The 19,536-nt window shown below is 71.7% G+C and carries 20 protein-coding genes, 1 pseudogene and 1 riboswitch; of the genes and pseudogenes, 5 read left to right on the forward strand and 16 right to left on the reverse strand.

The window, feature by feature from the left end; genetic code table 11:
* Positions 1–100 precede the first annotated feature (100 nt).
* The 8 genes from gcvP to AB0K14_RS28255 all read right to left on the reverse strand — a co-directional run bounded on the left by gcvP (position 101) and on the right by AB0K14_RS28255 (position 7,932).
* Positions 101–2,989: an aminomethyl-transferring glycine dehydrogenase gene (gene gcvP / locus AB0K14_RS28220; RefSeq protein ID WP_360449201.1), complete on the reverse strand. Its 2,889-nt coding sequence runs from the start codon at positions 2,987–2,989 to the stop codon at positions 101–103.
* Between the two features lie 153 nt (positions 2,990–3,142).
* Positions 3,143–3,233, reverse strand: a riboswitch (glycine riboswitch).
* Between the two features lie 104 nt (positions 3,234–3,337).
* The gene (locus AB0K14_RS28225; protein WP_360449198.1) at positions 3,338–3,904 is read right to left on the reverse strand and encodes a MerR family transcriptional regulator; all 567 of its coding nucleotides are present in this window, start codon (positions 3,902–3,904) and stop codon (positions 3,338–3,340) included.
* 739 nt (positions 3,905–4,643) lie between these two features.
* Positions 4,644–5,117: a bifunctional nuclease family protein gene (locus tag AB0K14_RS28230; protein ID WP_053720858.1), complete on the reverse strand. Its 474-nt coding sequence runs from the start codon at positions 5,115–5,117 to the stop codon at positions 4,644–4,646.
* A 144-nt stretch (positions 5,118–5,261) separates the two neighbouring features.
* Positions 5,262–5,945, reverse strand: coding sequence for a MerR family transcriptional regulator (locus tag AB0K14_RS28235; RefSeq protein ID WP_360449195.1), 684 nt, complete (start codon positions 5,943–5,945; stop codon positions 5,262–5,264).
* Between the two features lie 14 nt (positions 5,946–5,959).
* The gene (gene garA, locus AB0K14_RS28240; protein ID WP_360449193.1) at positions 5,960–6,421 is read right to left on the reverse strand and encodes a glycogen accumulation regulator GarA; all 462 of its coding nucleotides are present in this window, start codon (positions 6,419–6,421) and stop codon (positions 5,960–5,962) included.
* A gap of 113 nt (positions 6,422–6,534) precedes the next feature.
* Entirely contained in the window at positions 6,535–6,918 is a 384-nt protein-coding gene (gcvH, locus tag AB0K14_RS28245; protein ID WP_360449191.1) for a glycine cleavage system protein GcvH, read from the reverse strand.
* Positions 6,919–6,977: 59 nt separating this feature from the next.
* Positions 6,978–7,565 (reverse strand): CDP-alcohol phosphatidyltransferase family protein, encoded by a 588-nt coding sequence (locus tag AB0K14_RS28250; protein ID WP_360449188.1) that lies wholly within the window; start codon positions 7,563–7,565, stop codon positions 6,978–6,980.
* A 124-nt stretch (positions 7,566–7,689) separates the two neighbouring features.
* Positions 7,690–7,932 carry a hypothetical protein gene (locus AB0K14_RS28255; RefSeq protein WP_360449186.1) on the reverse strand — a complete coding sequence of 81 codons (243 nt, stop codon included), beginning with the start codon at positions 7,930–7,932 and terminating at the stop codon, positions 7,690–7,692.
* 439 nt (positions 7,933–8,371) lie between these two features.
* Here AB0K14_RS28255 and AB0K14_RS28260 point away from each other — a divergent pair, with 439 nt between their 5' ends.
* Positions 8,372–8,791: an STAS domain-containing protein gene (locus tag AB0K14_RS28260; protein ID WP_360449183.1), complete on the forward strand. Its 420-nt coding sequence runs from the start codon at positions 8,372–8,374 to the stop codon at positions 8,789–8,791.
* A 25-nt stretch (positions 8,792–8,816) separates the two neighbouring features.
* On the opposite strand, the gene AB0K14_RS28265 is transcribed toward AB0K14_RS28260, so the two are convergent.
* On the reverse strand, positions 8,817–9,572 hold the full coding sequence (locus AB0K14_RS28265) for an ATP-binding protein (protein ID WP_360449180.1): 756 nt from the start codon (positions 9,570–9,572) through the stop codon (positions 8,817–8,819).
* A gap of 125 nt (positions 9,573–9,697) precedes the next feature.
* Here AB0K14_RS28265 and AB0K14_RS28270 point away from each other — a divergent pair, with 125 nt between their 5' ends.
* Both AB0K14_RS28270 and AB0K14_RS28275 read left to right on the forward strand, forming a co-directional pair.
* Positions 9,698–10,129, forward strand: a complete 432-nt coding sequence (locus tag AB0K14_RS28270) for an ATP-binding protein (protein ID WP_360449179.1) — start codon at positions 9,698–9,700, stop codon at positions 10,127–10,129.
* Positions 10,126–10,917: a SigB/SigF/SigG family RNA polymerase sigma factor gene (locus tag AB0K14_RS28275; protein WP_360449175.1), complete on the forward strand. Its 792-nt coding sequence runs from the start codon at positions 10,126–10,128 to the stop codon at positions 10,915–10,917. The genes AB0K14_RS28270 and AB0K14_RS28275 overlap by 4 nt, the downstream gene beginning before the upstream one ends.
* 407 nt (positions 10,918–11,324) lie before the next feature.
* On the opposite strand, the gene AB0K14_RS28280 is transcribed toward AB0K14_RS28275, so the two are convergent.
* The 5 genes and pseudogenes from AB0K14_RS28280 to AB0K14_RS28300 form a co-directional block, all read right to left on the reverse strand.
* The gene (locus AB0K14_RS28280; RefSeq protein WP_360449172.1) at positions 11,325–11,615 is read right to left on the reverse strand and encodes a WhiB family transcriptional regulator; all 291 of its coding nucleotides are present in this window, start codon (positions 11,613–11,615) and stop codon (positions 11,325–11,327) included.
* A 149-nt stretch (positions 11,616–11,764) separates the two neighbouring features.
* Positions 11,765–11,956, reverse strand: a pseudogene (locus AB0K14_RS28285) (hypothetical protein); the annotation flags it as partial.
* Entirely contained in the window at positions 11,953–12,936 is a 984-nt protein-coding gene (locus tag AB0K14_RS28290; RefSeq protein ID WP_360449169.1) for a TIGR03557 family F420-dependent LLM class oxidoreductase, read from the reverse strand. The pseudogene AB0K14_RS28285 and the gene AB0K14_RS28290, both read right to left, overlap by 4 nt.
* A 9-nt stretch (positions 12,937–12,945) precedes the next feature.
* Entirely contained in the window at positions 12,946–14,730 is a 1,785-nt protein-coding gene (locus AB0K14_RS28295) for a thiamine pyrophosphate-requiring protein (protein WP_360449166.1), read from the reverse strand.
* 45 nt (positions 14,731–14,775) lie between these two features.
* Entirely contained in the window at positions 14,776–15,432 is a 657-nt protein-coding gene (locus tag AB0K14_RS28300; RefSeq protein WP_360449163.1) for a M50 family metallopeptidase, read from the reverse strand.
* Positions 15,433–15,494: 62 nt separating this feature from the next.
* Between AB0K14_RS28300 and AB0K14_RS28305 the strand changes: the two genes are divergently transcribed.
* Positions 15,495–16,439 carry an aldo/keto reductase gene (locus AB0K14_RS28305; RefSeq protein ID WP_360449160.1) on the forward strand — a complete coding sequence of 315 codons (945 nt, stop codon included), beginning with the start codon at positions 15,495–15,497 and terminating at the stop codon, positions 16,437–16,439.
* 99 nt (positions 16,440–16,538) lie between these two features.
* Here AB0K14_RS28305 and AB0K14_RS28310 read toward each other — a convergent pair whose 3' ends face one another.
* Together AB0K14_RS28310 and AB0K14_RS28315 are read right to left on the reverse strand one after the other, a co-directional pair.
* A complete protein-coding gene (locus tag AB0K14_RS28310; protein ID WP_360449157.1) occupies positions 16,539–17,291 on the reverse strand; it encodes a DUF4383 domain-containing protein in 753 nt (250 codons plus the stop codon).
* 495 nt (positions 17,292–17,786) lie between these two features.
* A complete protein-coding gene (locus AB0K14_RS28315; RefSeq protein WP_360449155.1) occupies positions 17,787–18,398 on the reverse strand; it encodes a methyltransferase domain-containing protein in 612 nt (203 codons plus the stop codon).
* Between the two features lie 68 nt (positions 18,399–18,466).
* Here AB0K14_RS28315 and AB0K14_RS28320 point away from each other — a divergent pair, with 68 nt between their 5' ends.
* Positions 18,467–19,423 (forward strand): zinc-binding dehydrogenase, encoded by a 957-nt coding sequence (locus tag AB0K14_RS28320; protein ID WP_360449152.1) that lies wholly within the window; start codon positions 18,467–18,469, stop codon positions 19,421–19,423.
* Positions 19,424–19,536 lie beyond the last annotated feature (113 nt).

Below are 19,536 nucleotides of genomic sequence, written 5' to 3' on the forward strand. Positions count from 1 at the left end.
GGTCCATGCCGGGCCGACCCACCACGACACCGCGCGCCCACCACGACGCCGGGCGCCGGCCGCGACACGCGCGACCGGCGCCCGGTGTGGCGCGGTGCGATCAGCCGCCGTAAGCGGAGACCGGCGGGCAGGAGCAGACCAGGTTGCGGTCGCCCTTGGCACCGTCGATGCGGCGCACCGGAGGCCAGATCTTCGGCGCCGCCGTGCCCACCGGGAACACCGCCACCTCACGGCTGTACGGGTGGTTCCACTCGGTCGCGATCGACGCCGCCGTGTGCGGCGCGTTGCGCAGCGGGTTGTCGTCCGCCGGCCACTCGCCCGAACCGACGCGGTCGATCTCGTGCCGGATCGCGATCATCGCGTCGATGAACCGGTCGATCTCCGCCAGGTCCTCGCTCTCCGTCGGCTCCACCATGAGCGTGCCCGCCACCGGGAACGACATGGTCGGCGCGTGCAGCCCGTAGTCGGCCAACCGCTTCGCCACGTCGTCCACCGTCACACCGGTCGCCTTGGTGATCGGCCGCAGGTCGAGGATGCACTCGTGGGCCACGAAACCGCCCTCGCCGGTGTAGAGCACCGGGAAGTGCTCGTCCAACCGCCGCGCCACGTAGTTCGCCGCCGCCACCGCCGTCAACGTCGCCCGCCGCAGGCCGTCCGCGCCCATCATCCGCACGTACGCCCACGAGATCGGCAGGATCGACGCCGAACCCCACGGCGCGGCGCTGATCGGCCCGACACCGGTCGCCGGGCCGGCCGTCGGCTGCAACGGGTGGTTGGGCAGGAACGGCGCCAGGTGCGAGCGCACGCCGATCGGCCCGACACCGGGACCACCGCCGCCGTGCGGGATGCAGAACGTCTTGTGCAGGTTCAGGTGCGACACGTCCGACCCGAACTTGCCGTACTGCGCGAGCCCGATCAACGCGTTGAGGTTCGCGCCGTCGACGTACACCTGGCCGCCCGCGTCGTGCACCAACCCGCACACCTCGCGCACGGTGTCCTCGTACACCCCGTGCGTGGACGGGTAGGTGATCATGATCGCGGCCAGCGCGTCGCGGTGCGCGTCGATCGTCGACCGCAGGTGCTCGACGTCCACGTTGCCGTGGTCGTCGCACTTGACGACCACCACCCGCATCCCGGCCATCACGGCGGACGCGGCGTTGGTGCCGTGCGCGCTGGACGGGATCAGGCACACGTCGCGGTGCGCGTCGCCGTTGGCGCGGTGGTAGGCGCGGATCGCGAGCAGGCCCGCGAACTCGCCCTGGCTGCCCGCGTTGGGCTGCAACGACACCGCGTCGTACCCGGTGATCTCGGCCATCCACCGCTCCAGGTCACCGACGATGGCCAGCAGCCCCTCGGCGTCGGACGCGGGCGCGAACGGGTGCAGGTCGGCGAACTCCGGCCACGTGATCGGCTCCATCTCGGCCGTGGCGTTGAGCTTCATCGTGCACGAGCCCAGCGGGATCATGCTGCGGTCCAGCGCCACGTCCTTGTCCGACAACGCCCGCAGGTAGCGCAGCAACGCGGTCTCGGAGCGGTGCGCGTGGAACACCGGGTGGGTCAGGTAGTCGCTGGTGCGTCGCAGGTCGGCGGGGATGCCGTCGGCGGTGTCGGCGTCCAGGCCGTCCACGTCGGAGACGGTCACGCCGAACGCCTTCCACACCAGTTCCAGGTGGTCGCGCGTGGTGGTCTCGTCGCACGCGATCGACACCACGTCGGCGTCGACCTGCCACAGGTTCACGCCGAGGTCGCGCGCGGCGGACACGACGTCGGCGGCACGGCCCTCGACCCGCGCGCGCACGGTGTCGAAGAACTCGCCGTGCACGATCTCGACGCCGCCCTCCAACAGGCCCCCGGCCAGCACGGTCGCCATCCGGTGGGCGCGGGTCGCGATCGCCTTCAGCCCGTCCGGACCGTGGTACACCGCGTACATCGAGGCGATCACCGCGAGGAGCACCTGCGCGGTGCAGATGTTGCTGGTCGCCTTCTCCCGGCGGATGTGCTGCTCGCGCGTCTGCAACGCGAGGCGGTAGGCCAGGGAGCCGTCCGCGTCGACGGACACGCCGACGAGCCGTCCGGGCAGCTGCCGCTCCAGGCCCTGGCGCACCGCCATGTAACCGGCGTGCGGCCCACCGAACCCGATCGGCACGCCGAACCGCTGGGTCGTGCCCACGACGACGTCCGCGCCGATCTCGCCGGGCGGGCGCAGCAGCGTCAGCGACAGCAGGTCGGCGGCGACCACGGCCATCGCGCCGGCCTTGTGGATCTCCTCGATCACGGCCTGGTGGTCGCGGACCACGCCGGACGCGCCCGGGTAGGACAGCAGCACGCCGAAGAAGTCGCCGCCGAGGCCGAGCCCTTCGATGCCCTGCGACAGGTCGGCGGTGACGATCTCGATGCCCAGCGGCTCGGCGCGGGTCTCGATGACGGCCAGCGTCTGCGGCAGCGTGTCCGCGTCCACCACGAACTTGCCCGACTTGGACCGGCCCGCGCGGCGGACCAGCGTCATGGCCTCCGCGGCGGCGGTGGACTCGTCCAGCATCGAGGCGTTGGCCAGCGGCAGGCCGGTCAGGTCGCCGACCATGGTCTGGAAGTTGAGCAGGGCTTCGAGGCGGCCCTGGGAGATCTCCGGCTGGTACGGCGTGTAGGCGGTGTACCAGGCGGGGCTCTCCAGCACGTTGCGGCGGATCACCGGCGGCGTGGTGGTGCCGTAGTAGCCGAGCCCGATCATCTGCGTCATCGGGCGGTTGCGCGCGGCCAGGGCGCGCAGCTCGGCCAGCGACTCGGTCTCGGTGGCGGGCGCGGGCAGGTCCAGCACCAGGTCGCGCTCGCGGATCGACTCGGGGACGGCGTGCTGCGCCAGTTCCTCCAGGGAGCCGACACCGATGACGTCGAGGATGCGGGCCAGCTCCGCGGGCCGCGGGCCCACGTGCCGGTCGGCGAACGGGGTGCCGTGCTCGAGTGCGGCGAGGGGGATGCGGTCCTGCGTCATCGGGGCTGCCTCCAGGGCTCCGGACAGACTTCTGCCGTTGCCCTCCCCCTCTGTCTTCTGCCCGTCGGCGGGCGCCTGAGAGCTTCACCCGGCTGTCGGGCTTGCACCGTCGGCGGGGTCGGCCGGTGTGCCCGACCCGCTTTCCAGAGGCGTCTCACCCGCACGGTCCTTGCGCCTGAGAGGTTCCGGGGAGGATTTGCTCCTTCGGCGCCGAGACGGGCTCGGACTCTCCCGCACGGGATAAAGCGACTACGCGCGAAATCGTACCCGGCGGACGTGCCCGGGGTACCACCGGCGCGACGTGGATCTCAGTGCGCCGCAGCAGGTCCGCCGGCCGTCGCGCCCGGATCAGCCGATGGCCCGGGTGCGACGGCGGCGGGACAGCTCGTCGTCGGCCGGTTCCACGATCTCGCCGCCGTCGGCGCGTTCGGCGGGGAAGTCGTGGATCGTGCCGCTGATCTCCCGCATCGCGCCGCTGACCGCGATGCCGAACACCCCCTGGCCGCCCTGCAGCAGGTCGACGACCTCCTCCGGCGAGGTGCACTCGTAGACCGTGGTGCCGTCGCTGAACAGCGTGATCCGGGCCAGGTCCTGCACGCCGCGGCGGCGCAGGTGGTCGACCGCGGCCCGGATGTTCTGCAGCGAGACGCCGGTGTCCAGGAGTCTCTTGACGACCTTGAGGACCAGGATGTCCTTGAACGAGTAGAGCCGCTGGCTGCCTGAGCCGTGGGCACTCCTTATGGTCGGGTTGACCAATCCGGTGCGCGCCCAGTAGTCCAGCTGGCGGTAGGTGATGCCCGCGATCTGGCACGCGGCGGGGCCGCGGTACCCGACCAGTTCGTCCGGCAGCGAGGAGTCCGGGAACAGTTCACCCTGTTCTCCGGATCCGGCCCGGATGGGCGCTTCCTCGACCACGCCTGCCTCCCCTCGGTCCGGTCACGACGACCGGCGACCAACGTGAAGCCGCCGCGGTGTCCGAATCACACCGTGGCAATTCACCTGAGTTCGACGGTAAGACCGCCTAGGGGGCAGGTCAACGCGACGCGCTGGGCGTGTCTGACCTCAAGGTCAGGTTGAGGTTGAGAGAGTCGCCCGTTGTAAGCCATTCGGGTGACGTTTAGTGATCGTTTAGTTCAGCAACGTTGACGTTGTGTAACCCGACCACGCGACACCCGAAAGTGGGACGCGTGGTTGATCAGTCACGCACCGCACACGCCTACGGGAAGCCGTTCACGGCCCGCGGCCGACGTCGCGCCCCTTCGCGGGTGTCGGGTCTTGTCAAGCACCCGACCCGCTTGTCCACCCTCGGCCGGCCGAAATCGTCGGTGCGTGCCGGCAAGATGAAGAACAGGGATCCCCCGGGCGGGGACCCCTGCGGAAGCGCGGACGGGCCGAACGAACAGCCGGACGGAACGGACGAACCAGGACGAGCCGGGAACCGGCGGCGCCAGGACGCGGACGACAACCGGCGGCGCAGGAGGCGGACGACAGCCGGGTCCAGGACGCGGACGGCAGCCGACGGCGCCAAGGATCGGACGACAGCCGGCGGCCAGGACGCGGACACGGCCCGCAACCGCACCGGGTAACGAACGTCGCCGGACCGCTGACTCGGGCGGGCACCGGCGAACGCGGTGGAACGACGAGACGGCTCGGGCTACGTGTCCGCGCCGCGGAAGTCCTCCGGCGACACGGAGTCGAGGAACTCGCGGAACTTCTCGACCTCGTCCTCCTGCTCGTCCGGGATGATGAGACCGGCCTCCGCCAGCACCGACTCCTCGGCGTGGATCGGCACACCGATCCGCAACGCCAGCGCCACCGAGTCGCTCGGCCGCGCCGACACCCGGATGTCACCGTCGAACACGAGTTCCGCGAAGTACGTGCCCTCTTGCAGGTCGGTGATCCGCACCTGCTCCAGTTGTCGGCCGAGCGCCCCGATGACGTCCTTGAGCAGGTCGTGCGTCAACGGCCGGGCAGGACGGACACCTTGCTGCTCCAACGCGATCGCCGTGGCCTCGACCGATCCGATCCAGATCGGCAGGTACCGTTCGCCCTCGGTTTCGCGCAGCAGCAGGATCGGCTGGTTGGCGGGCAGTTCCACCCGCACGCCGACGACGCGCATTTCGCTCATCGGGTCTCGCCTCCCTCAGCGCGCTGAAATTCTGGCGTCCCCGCTACCTAACGAGGATCCCCCACGTACAGTTTCGACGCTACCCGCCAAGCGGGCTCAGTGCGCAACCGCCCACCCGCTTCCGATCACGATGCGGACACGCGTTCACCTCGGCGAAACGGGACGACCTGCGACGTCACGCAGGCCCACCTTCACCAGCAGTGTGTGCAGGGTTACCGAGAGCGCCGCCAGTTCGCGCACGGCTTCGTCCACTCCGGCCCGGTCGCGCTGCCGGTGCCGCGTGCCGACGACCTGCTCGACGAGCCCGACCTCGCGGTCGGCGGCGGCGCGGAACGGCCGCAGGTGACGCGCTTCCAACCCGTGCTCCACCATGGCCCGCACGGTCGACGCGATCTGCACGGCCTCGTGGTCGTAGAACCCGCCCGAGCCGGCCCTGATCAGACCGTGCTGCTCCAGGTCCGCCAGCACACCGGGCTCGATGCCCGCCCGCGCCAGCAGGTCCTCGCGGGTGACCCGGTTCCCGGCGGCCGGGGCGAGGTCGACCGCGCGCAACGCCCTGGGCGCGCCCTGGTCGGCCGCGTCCAGCTGCTCCTTGATGACCTTCAGCGGCAGGTACCTGTCCCGCTGTGCGGACAGCACGTACCGCAGGCGGTCCACGTCGGCGGACGTGAACTGCCGGTACCCCGAGGCCGTGCGCGCCGGGCGGACCAACCCCTCCGACTCCAGGAACCGGATCTTGGAGATGGTGACGTCGGGGAAGTCGGGTCGCAGCTGCGCCAGCACCACCCCGATGCTCAACCCCCCGCGTGGCCGCCCGGCCGCCGTCACCGGAGCCCCATCGCTCAGGCCCCCTGGCCCCCGGCGCCCGGACCGGTCAGGAACACGAGGCGGAACTTGCCGATCTGCACCTCGTCGCCGTTGGCCAGGACCGCCTGGTCGACGGGCTCGCGGTTGACGTAGGTGCCGTTGAGGCTGCCCACGTCGATGACCACGAACTCACCGCCCTCGCGGCGGAACTCGGCATGGCGGCGGGAGACCGTCACGTCGTCGAGGAAGATGTCGCTGTCGGGGTGCCGCCCCGCGCTGGTCGTGTCACGGTCCAGCAGGAACCTCGACCCCGCGTTGGGGCCGCGCTTGACCACGAGCAGAGCCGACCCGGAGGGCAGCGCGTCGACACCCGCGACGGCCGGCTCCTGGGCGGGTGCCTCGGCGCCCTCGACCTCGGCGAGGAAGTCGGCCCGGAAAACGGAGGTCCGCTCCGGGGACTGCTCGGGCGGAACGCCTGGCCCGTCGTTCGTGCTCACCTGAGCTCTCCTCCTGCTGCTGGAACTCTCGAGACCACTAGAACCTATCGTGCCCGAACCCTGGTCTGAGGAGCGGCTCCCCCACCGACCGAAGAGCCGCCGGAAGATCGACGTCACTCCTGCGCCGCCAGCTCCTGGTACGCGGCGGCGTCGAGCAGGTCGTCGACCGCGGTCGGGTCCTCCAGCCGCAACTCCACCATCCACCCCTCGCCGTACGGGTCCGAGTTCACCAGGTCGGGCTGCTGGTCGAGCGAGTCGTTGCGCGCGACGACCTCACCGGCGAGCGGCGCGTAGATGTCCGAGACGCTCTTGGTGGATTCCACCTCGCCGAGCGTCTGACCGGCCGCGACCTGCTCGCCGAGCTCGGGCAGCTGGACGAACACGACGTCGCCGAGCTGTTCCTGGGCGTAGTCGGTGATGCCCACGCGCACGGTGTCCTCACCTGTGCGCAGCACCCACTCATGTTCCTCGGTGTACTTGAGCTCCTCGGGAATCACCGCGGTGTGCTCCTTCAATGACGGTGGATCTTCGCTGCCGGATCTTCCCACGTCGGCGTTCAGGCCGGCGCGACACCCGGCGTTCGCCGCATCGCGAGGGTGAACTGGTAGACGTACAGCACTCCCGACCACAGGTACAAGGCCCCGCCCCAGACCATGAACGCGTAGGCCACCGGCCGGGCGACCTGGGCGGCGGTGGAGGTGCCCTGGGCGAGCAGGAGCATCGGGAACGCGTAGAGCAGGTTGAACGTGGCGGCCTTGCCCAGGTAGTTGACCTCGAACGGGCCGTAGCCGCGGGCCCGCAGCACGGGCAGGCAGACGCCGACGACGAGTTCGCGGGCGACCAGCACCACCGCCACCCACCAGGGCACGATGCCCCGCACCACGAACGCGACCAGCGTGGCGAGGATGTAGAGCCGGTCGGCGGCCGGGTCGAGCAGCGCGCCGAGCTTGCTCGCCTGGTCGAGCCAGCGGGCGATCTTGCCGTCGAGCCAGTCGGACAGGCCCGCCGCGACCAGCACCACCAGCGCCCAGCCGTCCGCGTGCGGGCCGAGCAGCAGGTACAGGAACAGGGGCACGCCGAGCAGCCGCAACACGCTCAGCGCGTTCGGGATGGTCAGCAGCCGGTCGGCTGGATCGTGCGGCACGTCCGCACTGTAGAGGGCCGCCCGGCGTGCCCCGGTGGCCGACTCGCGCGGACCTCGCCGGGAACTGCCCGTGGCGCGTGGCTCGGCAGTTGTCCGAGCCGGTTGTTCGAGTCAGTTGTTCGAGTCAGTTGTTCGAGCGGGTGCGGCTCCAGCCGCGGCGTTGCAGTTCGTCACCGCTGAGCGCTTGCGGACGACCCCGGTCGTCGACGCCGACCCAGCGGGCTCGGAAACCTTCGAGCACGTAGGCGTGGCCCTTGCTCCAGACCACGCTGCACGGGGCTGTGGGCAGCGCTGCCGCTCCGGTGGTGCCGGCACGCGCTGCCCTGTGCTTCGCGGGCTCGGACTCGGTTTCCGTTCTGGTGCTCATCTGAAATCCCTCCACCAGGGTTGTCGCTCACGGCTCTCGTGGCGTTATCCCTGTCACCCGATTCTGCGCGACTGTGGCGGACGCCACCTCCTCGTGCGTGCCCAATCGCGGTCGACGGGCGGTTGGGTCGCCGAGTTGCGCGGAAACCGGGAGAACGCTTCTACCGGGGTGTAGCCGGCACCGGCGGGACCAAACCGTTCACCGTCCGTCATCCGCCGCACACCGAATGGCGCACTACACTGGGGCTGATCACGTGTCACCTGCGCGCTTGTGGTGCCGCCACGGGCTACGTACGGTGGGTGGCGCAGCGGTTGAGCCAACAGCCGCGCCGGGAAGTCCGGCTAGCGGGCACGTTCCGCCACGCTGCTTTAACTGCTGCGCGCACTTCGAGTGCGTCCGGGCTTCCCACCCAGCGGTACCAGCTGAAGAGGAGTGCCTCGTGACGGTTCAGGATCCGAACGTCGTGGCGACGAGCGGAGCCGAGTCCGCCGCGGTCGACAGCCCGCGGGCCGGGCAGCTCGGGCTCGACGTCCGCACCGCGGCCGAGGGTGTCGTCGTGGTCGCGGTGAGCGGTGAGGTCGACATGCTCACCGCACCCCAGCTGCGGGCCGAGGGGCTCAGGCACCTAGACGCCGGCAGCACGTTGGTGCTGGACCTGTCCGGGGTGACCTTCCTCGGCTCGGCCGGTCTGGCGGTGCTGGTCGAGGCGTCGCAGCACGCCAAGCGCCGGGGCGCGGCGTTCCGCGTCGTGGCGGTCGAACGCGCCGTGACCCGCCCGTTGGCCGCGACCGGCCTGGGCGAGGTGTTCAGCGTGTTCGAGTCGGTGCGGCAGGCGCTGGAGGCCGACGAGGCCCGCTGAGGCCCGGCCGGGAGACGGAACGGGTCTAGACGTGCGGCACCAGGTCCACGACTTGGTCCACGCCCGCCGCGACGAGTGCGCGGCGGGCGTGGCCGTCTTCGGGCACGCGCACGACCAGCCGGTTGCCCGCCGCGGTGGCCGCCTCGGCGACCGCGCTCAGGCTGCGGACCATGCCTTCGTTGCGCTCACCCAGGGCGCGCAGGTCCACCACCACCGGCACGGACCCGCCGCGCGCCGCGGTGAGGATGCGCCGGCGGACGGCGGGCGCGGCGGTCGCCGGGACGTCACCGCGCACGACGACCTCGACCCAGCCCTCGCGTGCGGTGACCAGCACGGGGTCGCCCGCCGGCGCGGGGGCGAAGTAGGTGCCGCGCGACGCGTGCCTCGGCGCGAGGACCAGGGTGACCGTCGTGCCGCCCGCACCGCGGTCGACCAGCACCTCGTCGACGTTCTCGCGCATCAGCAGCAATCCGCGGCCACGGGCGGAGAGGGTGGGCGGAGGCACGCGCCAGCCGCCGTGGTCGGTCACCACGACGCGGACGCCGCCGTCGGGTCTGGTCGCGGCGTCGATGTGCACGACGCCGTGCTCATCGGGCCCGTACGCGTGCTCCACGGCGTTGCTGGCCGCCTCGTTCACCGCCAGCAGCAGGTCGTAGCGGTCGTCCTCGGACAGTCCCTCGGCAGTCAGCCAGGCGTCGAGCCGGGCACGGACCCCCGCGAGCTGCCCGGCCTGGGCCGGGAACTCCACTCCCCAGTGGTGGTCCGCGAGTTGATCGGTCAAAAGGCCTCCCCGTCGCACCAGTCAGTCTTCCCACCCCGCGCGTCGCCTACACGTGTGAGCGACGATCAATCCGGGTACCGATAGCTTCAGCAGCACAACGAGACAGAACGGACGACGAGGTGAGCGTGTCGCACACTGAGCCGCGAAGCGGTGAGTCGGAGAACGCCCTGGCCGGGGTCGAGTTGCGGATGGCGGCCGACCCCACCCAGCTGTCGATCGTCCGTGCCGTGGCGGCGGACATCGCCATGAGGCAGGACTTCGACCTTGATTCCATCGAGGACTTGAAGCTGGCGGTGGACGAGGCGTGCTCGACGCTCATCTCGCTGGCCGCGGCGGGTGCTGTGCTCAGCGCCCGGTTCGTCGTGGTGGACGGATCCGTGCAGGTCTTCACCCAGGTGGGTTCGCAACGGTCGGCGCCTCCTGACCGGGACAGCTTCGGGTGGCGCGTGCTGAGCGCGCTGGTCGACTCGGTCACGACGTGGGTCGCGCCGCAGGCGGACGCGTTCGAGGTGCACATCGACCTGGTCAAGCGGTCGTTGGGGACGGTGGATGCGTGACGGGGTCGGACGGGGGCACGACGCGGTCCGGCAGCCAGGGGGACTACGACCACCTGGCGCCGCTGTTCGTCCGGCTCGCCGCGACCGCGAAGGACGACCCGGCGCGGGAGCGGCTGCGCGACGAGCTGGTGACCGAGCACCTGCCGGTGGCCAAGCACATCGCCAGGCGGTTCGGCCACCGCGGTGAGCCGCACGACGACCTGGTGCAGGTCGCCACGGTCGGCCTGATCAACGCGGTGGACAGGTTCGACCCGGAGCGGGGCAGCGACTTCCTGTCGTTCGCGGTGCCCACGATCATGGGCGAGGTCCGGAAGTACTTCCGGGACTCCAGCTGGTCGGTGCGGATGCCGCGGCGGCTCAAGGAGCTGCACCTGGCGATCAACGCGGGCTCGGCGCGGCTGTCGCAGGACCTGGGCCGGGCGCCGACGCCGAGCGAGCTGGCGCAGCACCTCGGGCTGAGCCGGGAGGAGATCCACGAGGGCCTGGCGGCGGGCAACGCCTACCACAGCGCCTCGCTGGACGACCTGCTGGTGGCCGACGACAGCTCCATCTCGCTGGGCAGCACGCTCGGCGAGGAGGACCCGGAGCTGGAGGCGATCGAGCAGCGGGAGGCGTTGCACCCGTTGCTGGAGAAGCTGCCGGAGCGGGAGCGCAAGATCGTGGTCATGCGGTTCTTCGGGAACATGACGCAGACCCAGATCGCGCAGAAGGTCGGCATCTCGCAGATGCACGTGTCGCGGCTGCTGGCCAAGACGCTGCGGCAGTTGCGCGAGGGGCTGACCGAGTAGGACGGTCCGGACAGGACCCTGGACAGGACGACGCCGGCGGGACCGGCGGAGTGGACGCGCCGAGGCCGCCCGACACCAGTGTCGGGCGGCCTCGGCGCGTTCGGGGGTTCGGTGCGTTCGGGGGTTCGGTGGGGACGAGCTCCGGTGCCGACGGGTCGGGCTGGGTTCGGCGGGGACCGGTGGGACTGGTTCGGCGGGGACGGGTGCGGCGCGGTGGTGGGGACGGGTCGGTCAGGACGGCGAGGGTGAGGTGCTTCGCCGGCCGCGGTGGTGGTCGGGGTGGGTCGGTCCGGGGGTGGGTCGGTCCGGGGGTGGGTCGGTCCGGCGGCCAGGGGTGTGGTCCGGGAGCCAGGGTGGGTCGGTCCGGCCAGGGGTGGGTCGGGGGCCGGGGAGAGGGGTCGGCCCGGTCAGGCGGCGGAACGGCGGCGGCTGGAGATGACGCGGCGGCGCTCGTCCTCGCCCATGCCACCCCACACGCCGTACGGCTCCTGGACCGCGAGGGCGTGCTCGCGGCACGGGTCGACCACCGGGCAGCGGGCGCACAGCTGCTTCGCCTTGTCCTCCCGGGCGGCCCGGGCGGAGCCCCGCTCGTTGTCCGGGTGGAAGAAGACCGCGCTGTCACGGCCTCGGCACAACCCCTCCTTCTGCCAATCCCAGACGTCGGTCACGGGCTTGGGCAGGCGCGCGGTGCTGGTCATCGGTTGAACCCCCTTGCGGTGTGTCACAGGTGCTTGATCACGGCTTACCCGCTGGTCCCCCGTGGGCAAACGTGGATGCGCCACATCGGGTGGATAACCGGGTCGGTGGGATTGGACCGCCGACCCGGAACCCGGCCGTCGTACGACTACTCCGGCTCCTCCTGCGCGAGCCGCTGGTCGAGGGTCTCGCCCTCGCGCAGCTCGCGCGGCGTGGTGCCGTGCCGGTCGGCGCCGCTCCAGTGCTCGGGCGGGTCGACGCCCTCCTCCAGCGGGTCGACGCCGAGCTCGTCCTCGTCCAGCTGCTCGATCTCGTCCAGCGGTCGTTCGTTCGGGTCGGTCATCGCGCGCCTCCCGCGGGGGACTTGGCGGCGCTCAGCTCGGGCGCCACCGACTCGGCCCAGAAGGAGAAGAACTGCTCCTGGTCGGGCCCGATCTGGTTCACGTACACCTCGTCGTAGCCGGCCTCCGCGTACTCGCGGACGGCCTCCACGTACGGCTGCGGGTCGGGGCCGACGGGCAGCGCCGAGCCCACCATCTCCTCGGTGACCAGCGCCGACGCCTGCTCGAAGTGCCGCGGCGTCGGCAGGACCTGCGCCAGTTCACCGGGCAGCTGCTCGTTGGCCCACAGCCGGTGGGCCGTCTTCACGCCCGCCTCGGCCGACGACGCGTGGCACACCTTGAACCCGGCCTGGGTGGGCTTGCCCTCGCCGCCCGCGGCGCGGAACCGCTCCAGCAACGACGGGTCGGGGATGGTGGAGCACAGCCCGTCGCCGATCCGGCCCGCGACCTCCGCCGCCTTAGGCCCGAACGCCGACACGTACACCGGCACGGGCGCCGGCGGCAGCGTGTAGAGCCGGGCGTTCTCGACCGTGTAGTGCTTGCCGCGGTGGCTGACCTCCTCGCCGGTCCACAGCGCGCGCATCACCTCGACGGCCTCCTCCAGCATCTCCAGCCGCTCGGGCGCGGAGGGCCAGGGGTCGCCGAAGATGTGCTCGTTCAGCGCCTCGCCGCTGCCCACCCCGAGGGTGAACCCGCCGCGGCACTGGACGGCGGCCGTCGCGGCGGCCTGTGCCACCACCGCGGGGTGAATTCGTACCGTCGGACAGGTGACGGCGGTGGTGATGGGCAACGACGTGACCTCCGACAGCGCCCCGATCACGGACCACACGAACGGGCTGTTGCCCTGCTCGCGGTTCCACGGGTGGTAGTGGTCGGAGATCCACAGGCGCTCGAACCCCGCCTGCTCCGCCCACCGCGCCTGCCTGACCAGCTCACGCGGCCCGCACTCCTCACTGGAGAGGAAATAACCGATGCTGACCATGGCCCCCGGTTACCCGCGCAGGAATTCCTGAACCTTGGTCCGAACGCCTCGCTTCACCACGTCCCACGCGTCCGGGTCACCCCTGAGCATCGCCTCTGCGGTGGCCTTGGTCTGCTCGAACGTGGTGTGCGGCGGGATCGGCGGCGTGTTCGGGTCGCACCGCACGTCGAGCACCACGGGCCGGGACGCCGACAGCGCGTGGTCCCACGCCGCGCCCAGGTCGGCCGGGTCGTCCACGTCGACGCCGTCCAGTCCGAGGGACCGGGCGAAGGCCGCGTACCCGACGTCGGGCAGCACCTGGGACTGCTCGAACTTCGGCGCGCCGCCCATCGCCCGCAGCTCCCACGTCACCTGGTTGAGGTCGTTGTTGTGCAGCACGCACACCACGCACCGCGGGTCGGACCACTCCCGGTGGTAGCGGGCGATGGTGATCAGCTCGGCGAGCCCGTTCATCTGCATCGCGCCGTCGCCGACGAGCGCCACGACGGGCCGGTCGGGGTGGGCGAACTTCGCGCCGATCGCGTAGGGCACGCCGGCGCCCATGGTGGCGAGCGTGTCCGAGAGCGACCCGCGCATCCGGCCGCGCAGCCGCACCAGCCGCGCGTACCAGTTCGCCGCCGAGCCCGAGTCGGCGGTGACGATCGCGTCCTCGGGCAGCCGGGGCGACAGCTCCCACGCGATCCGCATCGGGTTCACCGGCTCGGCGTCCACGAAGGACTGGCGGCGCAGCGTCCCCCACCACTCGTCGACGTTGCGCTCGACCCGCTCGCGCCACGACCGGTCCTCCTTGCGCCGCAACGAGGGCAGCATCGCCCGCAACGTCGCGCCGGCGTCACCCACGAGGTTGACCTCGGTCGGGTAGCGCATGCCGATGAACCGGCCGTCGACGTCGACCTGCACCGCCCGCGCGCGGCCGAACTCCGGCAGGAACTGCGAGTACGGGAAGCTGGAGCCGACGATCAGCAGGGTGTCGCAGTCGCGCATCAGCTCGTAGCTGGGCCGGGTGCCGAGCAGCCCGATCGAGCCGGTCACCCACGGCTCGTCGTCGGGCAGCACGTCCTTGCCCAGCAACGCCTTCGCCACGCCCGCGCCGAGCACGTCGGCGACCTGGCGCACCTCGTCGGCGGCGCCGCGGGCGCCCTGGCCGATCAGGATCGCGACCCGCTCCCCCGCGTTCAGCACCTCCACCGCGCGCTCGACGTCGTCCGGCGACGGCACGGCGGTCGCCCACGACCGGCTCGGCGCGCTGGACGGGACGTGCTTGAACGCGTGCTCGGGCGGCGAGTACGCCAGCTCCTGCACGTCCGCCGGGATGATCAACGCGGTCGGCGCGCGCTGCGCCTCGGCGGTGCGGATGGCCCGGTCCAGCGCGTTGGGCAGCTGCTCCGGCACCGTCACGTCCACCAGGTACTCCGACGCGACGTCCTTGAACAACGCGTGCAGGTCGACTTCCTGCTGGTAGCTGCCGCCCATCGCGGTGCGGGCGGTCTGCCCGACGATCGCGACCACCGGCACGCGGTCGAGCTTGGCGTCGTACAGGCCGTTGAGCAGGTGGATCGCGCCGGGACCGGACGTGGCCAGGCACACGCCGACCCGGCCGCCGAACTTCGCGTACCCGACGGCTTCGAGCGCGGACATCTCCTCGTGCCGCGACTGGATGAACCTCGGCCGGTCGTCGCTGCGCCCGAAGGCCGCGACGAGCCCGTTGATGCCGTCACCCGGATACGCGAACACGTGCTCGACGCCCCAGTCGCGCAGTCGGCGGAGCACGAAGTCGGCGACGGTGTCGGTCATGGCGGCCTCCCTGGAAAGGAAGGGGTTACCCGGTCCCGTCGCCGGCTAAAGCGGGAGCAGCAGGCGTCCGCCCAGCAGGAGGGTGCCGAGGGTGACGGCGGCGAACAGGGTCACCCACACCAGCCCGGGCACCCGGGTGATCCGGGCCAGTTGGTCGGCGTCGGACTGGCGGGCGAGCCCGCGCATCCGCCTGCGTTGCAGCTCGCCGACCGGGCGCACGCCGCCGAGCAGCAGGAACCACGTCACGAACAGCGCGAACGCGGCCTGCCACTCGGTCGTGGCGTACCACGACACGGTGAACATCACCGCGCCGGTCAGCACCACCGACAGCACGCCGAACGCGTTGCGGATCATGACCAGCATCCCGGCGAGCAGCCCCACCGTGGCCCACAGCAGCGGGCGGACGTGCTCGGCGGTCACGAGGGCCGCCGCGCCCAGCCCGAGCAGGGACGGCGTCACGTACCCGGCGAAGTACATGAGCACCACGGCGGGCCCGGTGGGCCGGCCACGTGACACGGTGACCCCGGAGGTGTCCGAGTTCAGCTTGATGCCCTCCAGCCTGCGGCCGGTGAGCAGCGCGACGAGGGCGTGGCCCGCCTCGTGCGCGATGGTGATCACGTGCCTGCTGTACCGCCACACGCCGGGGCTCGCCACCAGCACCAGCGCCAGCACGGCGGGAGCCCACTTCATCAGAGTCGACATTGCCGCCCAGCATAGGCAAGGGGCTTGACCTGGAGTGCGCTCCAGCAGCCAGGCTGATCGCCATGCGACGACAGCGAATCGGTTCACTGGAGGTCAGCGCCCTCGCCCTGGGCGCGCTGCCGTTCGGCAAGTGGGTGGACGAACGGACCTCGTTCGCGATCATGGACCGCTTCGTCGAGGCCGGCGGGACGTTCCTGGACACGTCGAACAACTACGTGTTCTGGGACGGCGGGACGGGCGACGAGAGCGAGGAGGCGGTCGGCCGCTGGCTGGCGGCGCGGGGCAACCGCGACGAGGTGGTGGTCGCCACGAAGGTGGGCGCGCGGCCGTTGACGCCCGGCACCGGCCTGGAGAACGCCGAGGGACTGGCCGCGGACACGATCCGCGGCGCCGCGCGGGACAGCCTGAGGCGGCTGGGCACCGACCACGTCGACCTCTACTACAGCCACATCGAGGACCGCGCGGTCACGTTGGAGGACACGCTCGGCGGGTTCGCGTCCCTCGTGGAGGACGGCGTGGTGCGGGAGATCGGGGCCAGCAACCACGCCACGTGGCGGCTGGAGCGGGCGCGGGCGGTGTCGCGGGCCAACGGGTGGCCCCTCTACACCGCGGTGCAGGAGCGGTACAGCTACCTGAGGCCGCGGCCGGGGGTGAAGCTGCCCGAGGGCGGTCACGTGCACATGACCGACGAGCTGTTCGACTACGCGGCGGCCGAGGGTGACGTGGCGCTGGTGGCGTACTCGTCGCTGCTGTCGGGTCAGTACCGGGACAAGCCGCTGGGCGAGCACTACGACCACCCCGGCACCACGCGGCGGCTGGGGGTGCTGCACGAGGTGGCGGCGGAACTGGGCGCGACGGTCAACCAGGTCGTGCTGGCGTGGCTGCTGCGCCAGGACATCATCCCGCTGGTGGGGGCCAGCAGCGTGGCGCAGCTGGACGAGTCGCTGGGTGCGCTGGAGATCAAGCTGGACGACGACCAGGTCCAGCGGATGGACTCGGCGGTCTGACCGGGGGGTGCCGCACACGACAGCGGTGCACGGCCCGCTCGGGACCGTGCACCGCTGTCGGCTTGCCGTTCGTCGCGCGTCGCGCTCAGCGCGGCGTCGTCACCGGCTGAACCGGGACTTGTGCTGCTCCGCGATGGCCGGGTCGATCGGCTGCACCGGCCGCGGGTTCACGGTCGGGTCCATCGACTCGATCCGCTCGTCGCCGTGAGCTCCGGGACGACCGTGGTCGCCGTGCCGGGAGTCGACCCGCTGGGTGGGCATCTGCTGCGTCACCGGGTCGGTCTCGGGGTCGCGGATGCTCGCCGCCCGCCCGTGCGGCGCCTGGTCGTGACGCCGGTCCGCGACCGGTTCGCCGGGGCCGACGACCGGTTCACCGGTCCGCTCGTCCACCGGCTCGTCCGTCACGATCTTGCGCCGGGCCGGCAGCACCGCGATCAGCAGACCCACCGCGGCCAGGCCGAGGTGCAGCCAGTTGTCGTTGACGTTGAGCGCCAGCGGGTTGCCCAGGCGTTCGACCGGGTTGGTGGAGAACACACCGGCCAGCGCCAGGCCCCACAGGAGCACGGCGCCGTAACCGAGGAACAGGATCCAGCCGTACAGCCGGGCCAGGCCGGACGTGCTCGCCATGAGCAGGCCGAGCACACCGAACGCCAAGTGGACCACGTTGTGCAGCGGGTTCAGCGTGAACCCGAGCAGCATCGCGTGCTGGTCACCCGCGAAGTCGCCGAACCCCGTGCGCACGAAGCCCAGCACACCCAACGCGAGGAAGACCAGGCCGACCAGGCCTGCCAGCACCTGGGCGGGTTGCAGGCCCGCGACCTTGACGCGACCGACCGTCGAGTGGTGGGTCATCTCGCCCTCCAACTGAGGACCACGAGCCCGTCTTACCGGGCTCCGGACGACCACCGACTACCCGGACCGTTCGCACCGCAAACAGGCCCGCCCGGCGTTGGGCCGAATGGCGCAGGGCACCGTCGCGGGGAACGGGCGCACGAACCCGTCCCCCCTTTCTTCGACAGGAGTCGAACACCCCGCCGTGCCGGGGTTCTTCCGCCCCGACCCACCCCATGAAGGCCGGGCCGCCAGGCCGCGCCGAAAGCGCGGTCGATCATCACGACCAATAGGCCGATTCGATTTCCGAATAATGTGCGCCGTTTGGCCGGATTCGTCGTACGAGCAGGTCAGGAGAGCTGGCCGCGGTCACCGGACGTGCGCGTCGCGGAGCCGTTCCACTCGGTCTCCTTGCTGTTCACGAAGGTCCCCTTTGTAGTCGTCGAACACCACTGCCGGTGTCGGTAGGACTATCTCCGAGCGGACCGCCGGTCGTCAAAGTGATTATGTCGATCGCTAATTGGCGGCAGTGGCCTTCCAGATCATCGAGTACCGCCAGTAGAGGTGCCGGCGGAACCGCGCGCCGGGCAGCACCGAGTCCGCCTCGGCCTTGATCTCGCGCACCGACAGCGACCAGTCACGCACCGGCGCGTCGTCGCGCGGGTCGTCGCGGACCAGCCGCACGGCGAAGTTCAGCGGCACCGAGGCGAGGCTCACCGCGAAGTCCCACGCGCTCTCCTCGCGGGCCAGCCCGAGCACCGCCACCACCCCGCCCGGCCGCACCAGCGACCGGAACCGCTCCAGCGCGGGCCGCAGCGGCAGGTGGTGCAGCGCGGCGATGCAGGAGACGAAGTCGTACGGCCCGCCCAGGTCGGTCGCCAGCGCGTCACCGCGCCGGAAGTCGACGCCCGGCACCTCGGCGTCGACGTGCCGGTCCACCGCCGTCACCGCGAGCCCGCGCGCGGCCAGCTCGCCCGCGAACGCCCCGTGCCCGCAGCCCACGTCCAACGCCGTGCGTGCGCCCGCGGGCACCTGCCGGAGCAGGAACGGGTGGTAGTGCGCGTTGTGGTCGAAGTGGTTCACACCCCTGGCGACGCGCCGGCGGCCACCGGGTTGCCTCCGGCGCAAGATCGCTTGACCTCGACTTAACTCGAACTCCTAGCGTGGCGGACAGCAACCGCAGAGGGGACCAGGACATGCACGCCATCCGTCAGCACGAGTTCGGCCCGGCCGAGAACCTCCGCTACGAACGGACCGCCGACCCGGAGCCGGGGCCCGGCCAGGTGCGGATCACGGTGACCGCGGCGGGGGTGCACCTGCTCGACACGTCGATCCGCCGCGGCGAGCACGGTGGGCCGTTCCCGCTGCCCGAGCTGCCCATGACGCCGGGCCGGGAGGTCGCCGGCGTCGTCACCGCGCTGGGTGACGGCGTCGAGGCGCACTGGCTGGGCAAGCGGGTCGTCGCCCACCTGGGCCAGGCCAGCGGCGGGTACGCGGAACTGGCCGTGGCCAACGCCGCCTCGCTGCACGAGCTGCCCGACCACGTGTCCGACGACGCCGCGGTGGCCATGATCGGCACCGGGCGCACCGCCGTGGGCGTGCTGCGCATCGCCGAGCTCACCGCCGACGACGTGGTGCTGGTGACGTCGGCCGCGGGTGGCCTGGGCGCGTTGTTCGTCCAGCAGGCCAAGGCGGTCGGGGCGAAGGTCGTCGGCGTGGCGAGCACCGCCAAGCTCGACCTGGTCCGCCAGTTGGGCGCGGACGTGGTGGCCGACTACACCCGGCCGGACTGGTCCGAGGGGATCGGCGAGGTCACCGTGGTGCTCGACGGCGTCGGCGGGGACCCGGGCCGCCAGGCCCTGGAGCTGCTGGGCGTCGGCGGCCGGATCCTGCTGTTCGGCTGGGCCGCGGGCGAGCCCACCCGCATCGAGACCGCCGACCTCTACCGCCTCGGCATCACCGCGGCGGTCGTGGTCGGACCGCGGATGATGAAGGGCACCAACCTGCGCGGGTTGGAGGAGATGGCCCTGAACGCCCTCACCGAGGGTCGCCTCACCCCGCTCACGACCACGTTCCCGCTCAGCGAGGCCGCCAAGGCGCACGCCGCGCTGGAGGGCCGCGCCACCGTGGGGAAGGTCGTGCTCAAGCCGTGAGGCGGGTGGCCCCGTGCGCGGCGAACGCGCACGGGGCCACACGACCACACCGGCCGCGGCCACACGGCCACCGGCCAGACCGGCCAGACCGGCCAGACCGGCCAGACCGGCCA

Origin of the sequence: Actinosynnema sp. NPDC050801 (genome assembly GCF_040673975.1) — a bacterium.
GTDB lineage: Bacteria > Actinomycetota > Actinomycetes > Mycobacteriales > Pseudonocardiaceae > Actinosynnema.

Excerpts from the sequence above, each read along its gene's own strand:
- gcvP (WP_360449201.1), bottom strand. The coding sequence starts at position 2,989 with ATGACGCAGGACCGCATCCCCCTCGCCGCACTCGAGCACGGCACCCCG.
- AB0K14_RS28305 (WP_360449160.1), top strand. The coding sequence starts at position 15,495 with ATGCGACGACAGCGAATCGGTTCACTGGAGGTCAGCGCCCTCGCCCTG.
- AB0K14_RS28255 (WP_360449186.1), bottom strand. The coding sequence starts at position 7,932 with ATGAGCACCAGAACGGAAACCGAGTCCGAGCCCGCGAAGCACAGGGCA.
- AB0K14_RS28300 (WP_360449163.1), bottom strand. The coding sequence starts at position 15,432 with ATGTCGACTCTGATGAAGTGGGCTCCCGCCGTGCTGGCGCTGGTGCTG.
- AB0K14_RS28320 (WP_360449152.1), top strand. The coding sequence starts at position 18,467 with ATGCACGCCATCCGTCAGCACGAGTTCGGCCCGGCCGAGAACCTCCGC.
- AB0K14_RS28295 (WP_360449166.1), bottom strand. The coding sequence starts at position 14,730 with ATGACCGACACCGTCGCCGACTTCGTGCTCCGCCGACTGCGCGACTGG.
- AB0K14_RS28310 (WP_360449157.1), bottom strand. The coding sequence starts at position 17,291 with ATGACCCACCACTCGACGGTCGGTCGCGTCAAGGTCGCGGGCCTGCAA.
- AB0K14_RS28290 (WP_360449169.1), bottom strand. The coding sequence starts at position 12,936 with ATGGTCAGCATCGGTTATTTCCTCTCCAGTGAGGAGTGCGGGCCGCGT.
- AB0K14_RS28280 (WP_360449172.1), bottom strand. The coding sequence starts at position 11,615 with ATGACCAGCACCGCGCGCCTGCCCAAGCCCGTGACCGACGTCTGGGAT.
- AB0K14_RS28230 (WP_053720858.1), bottom strand. The coding sequence starts at position 5,117 with ATGAGCGAAATGCGCGTCGTCGGCGTGCGGGTGGAACTGCCCGCCAAC.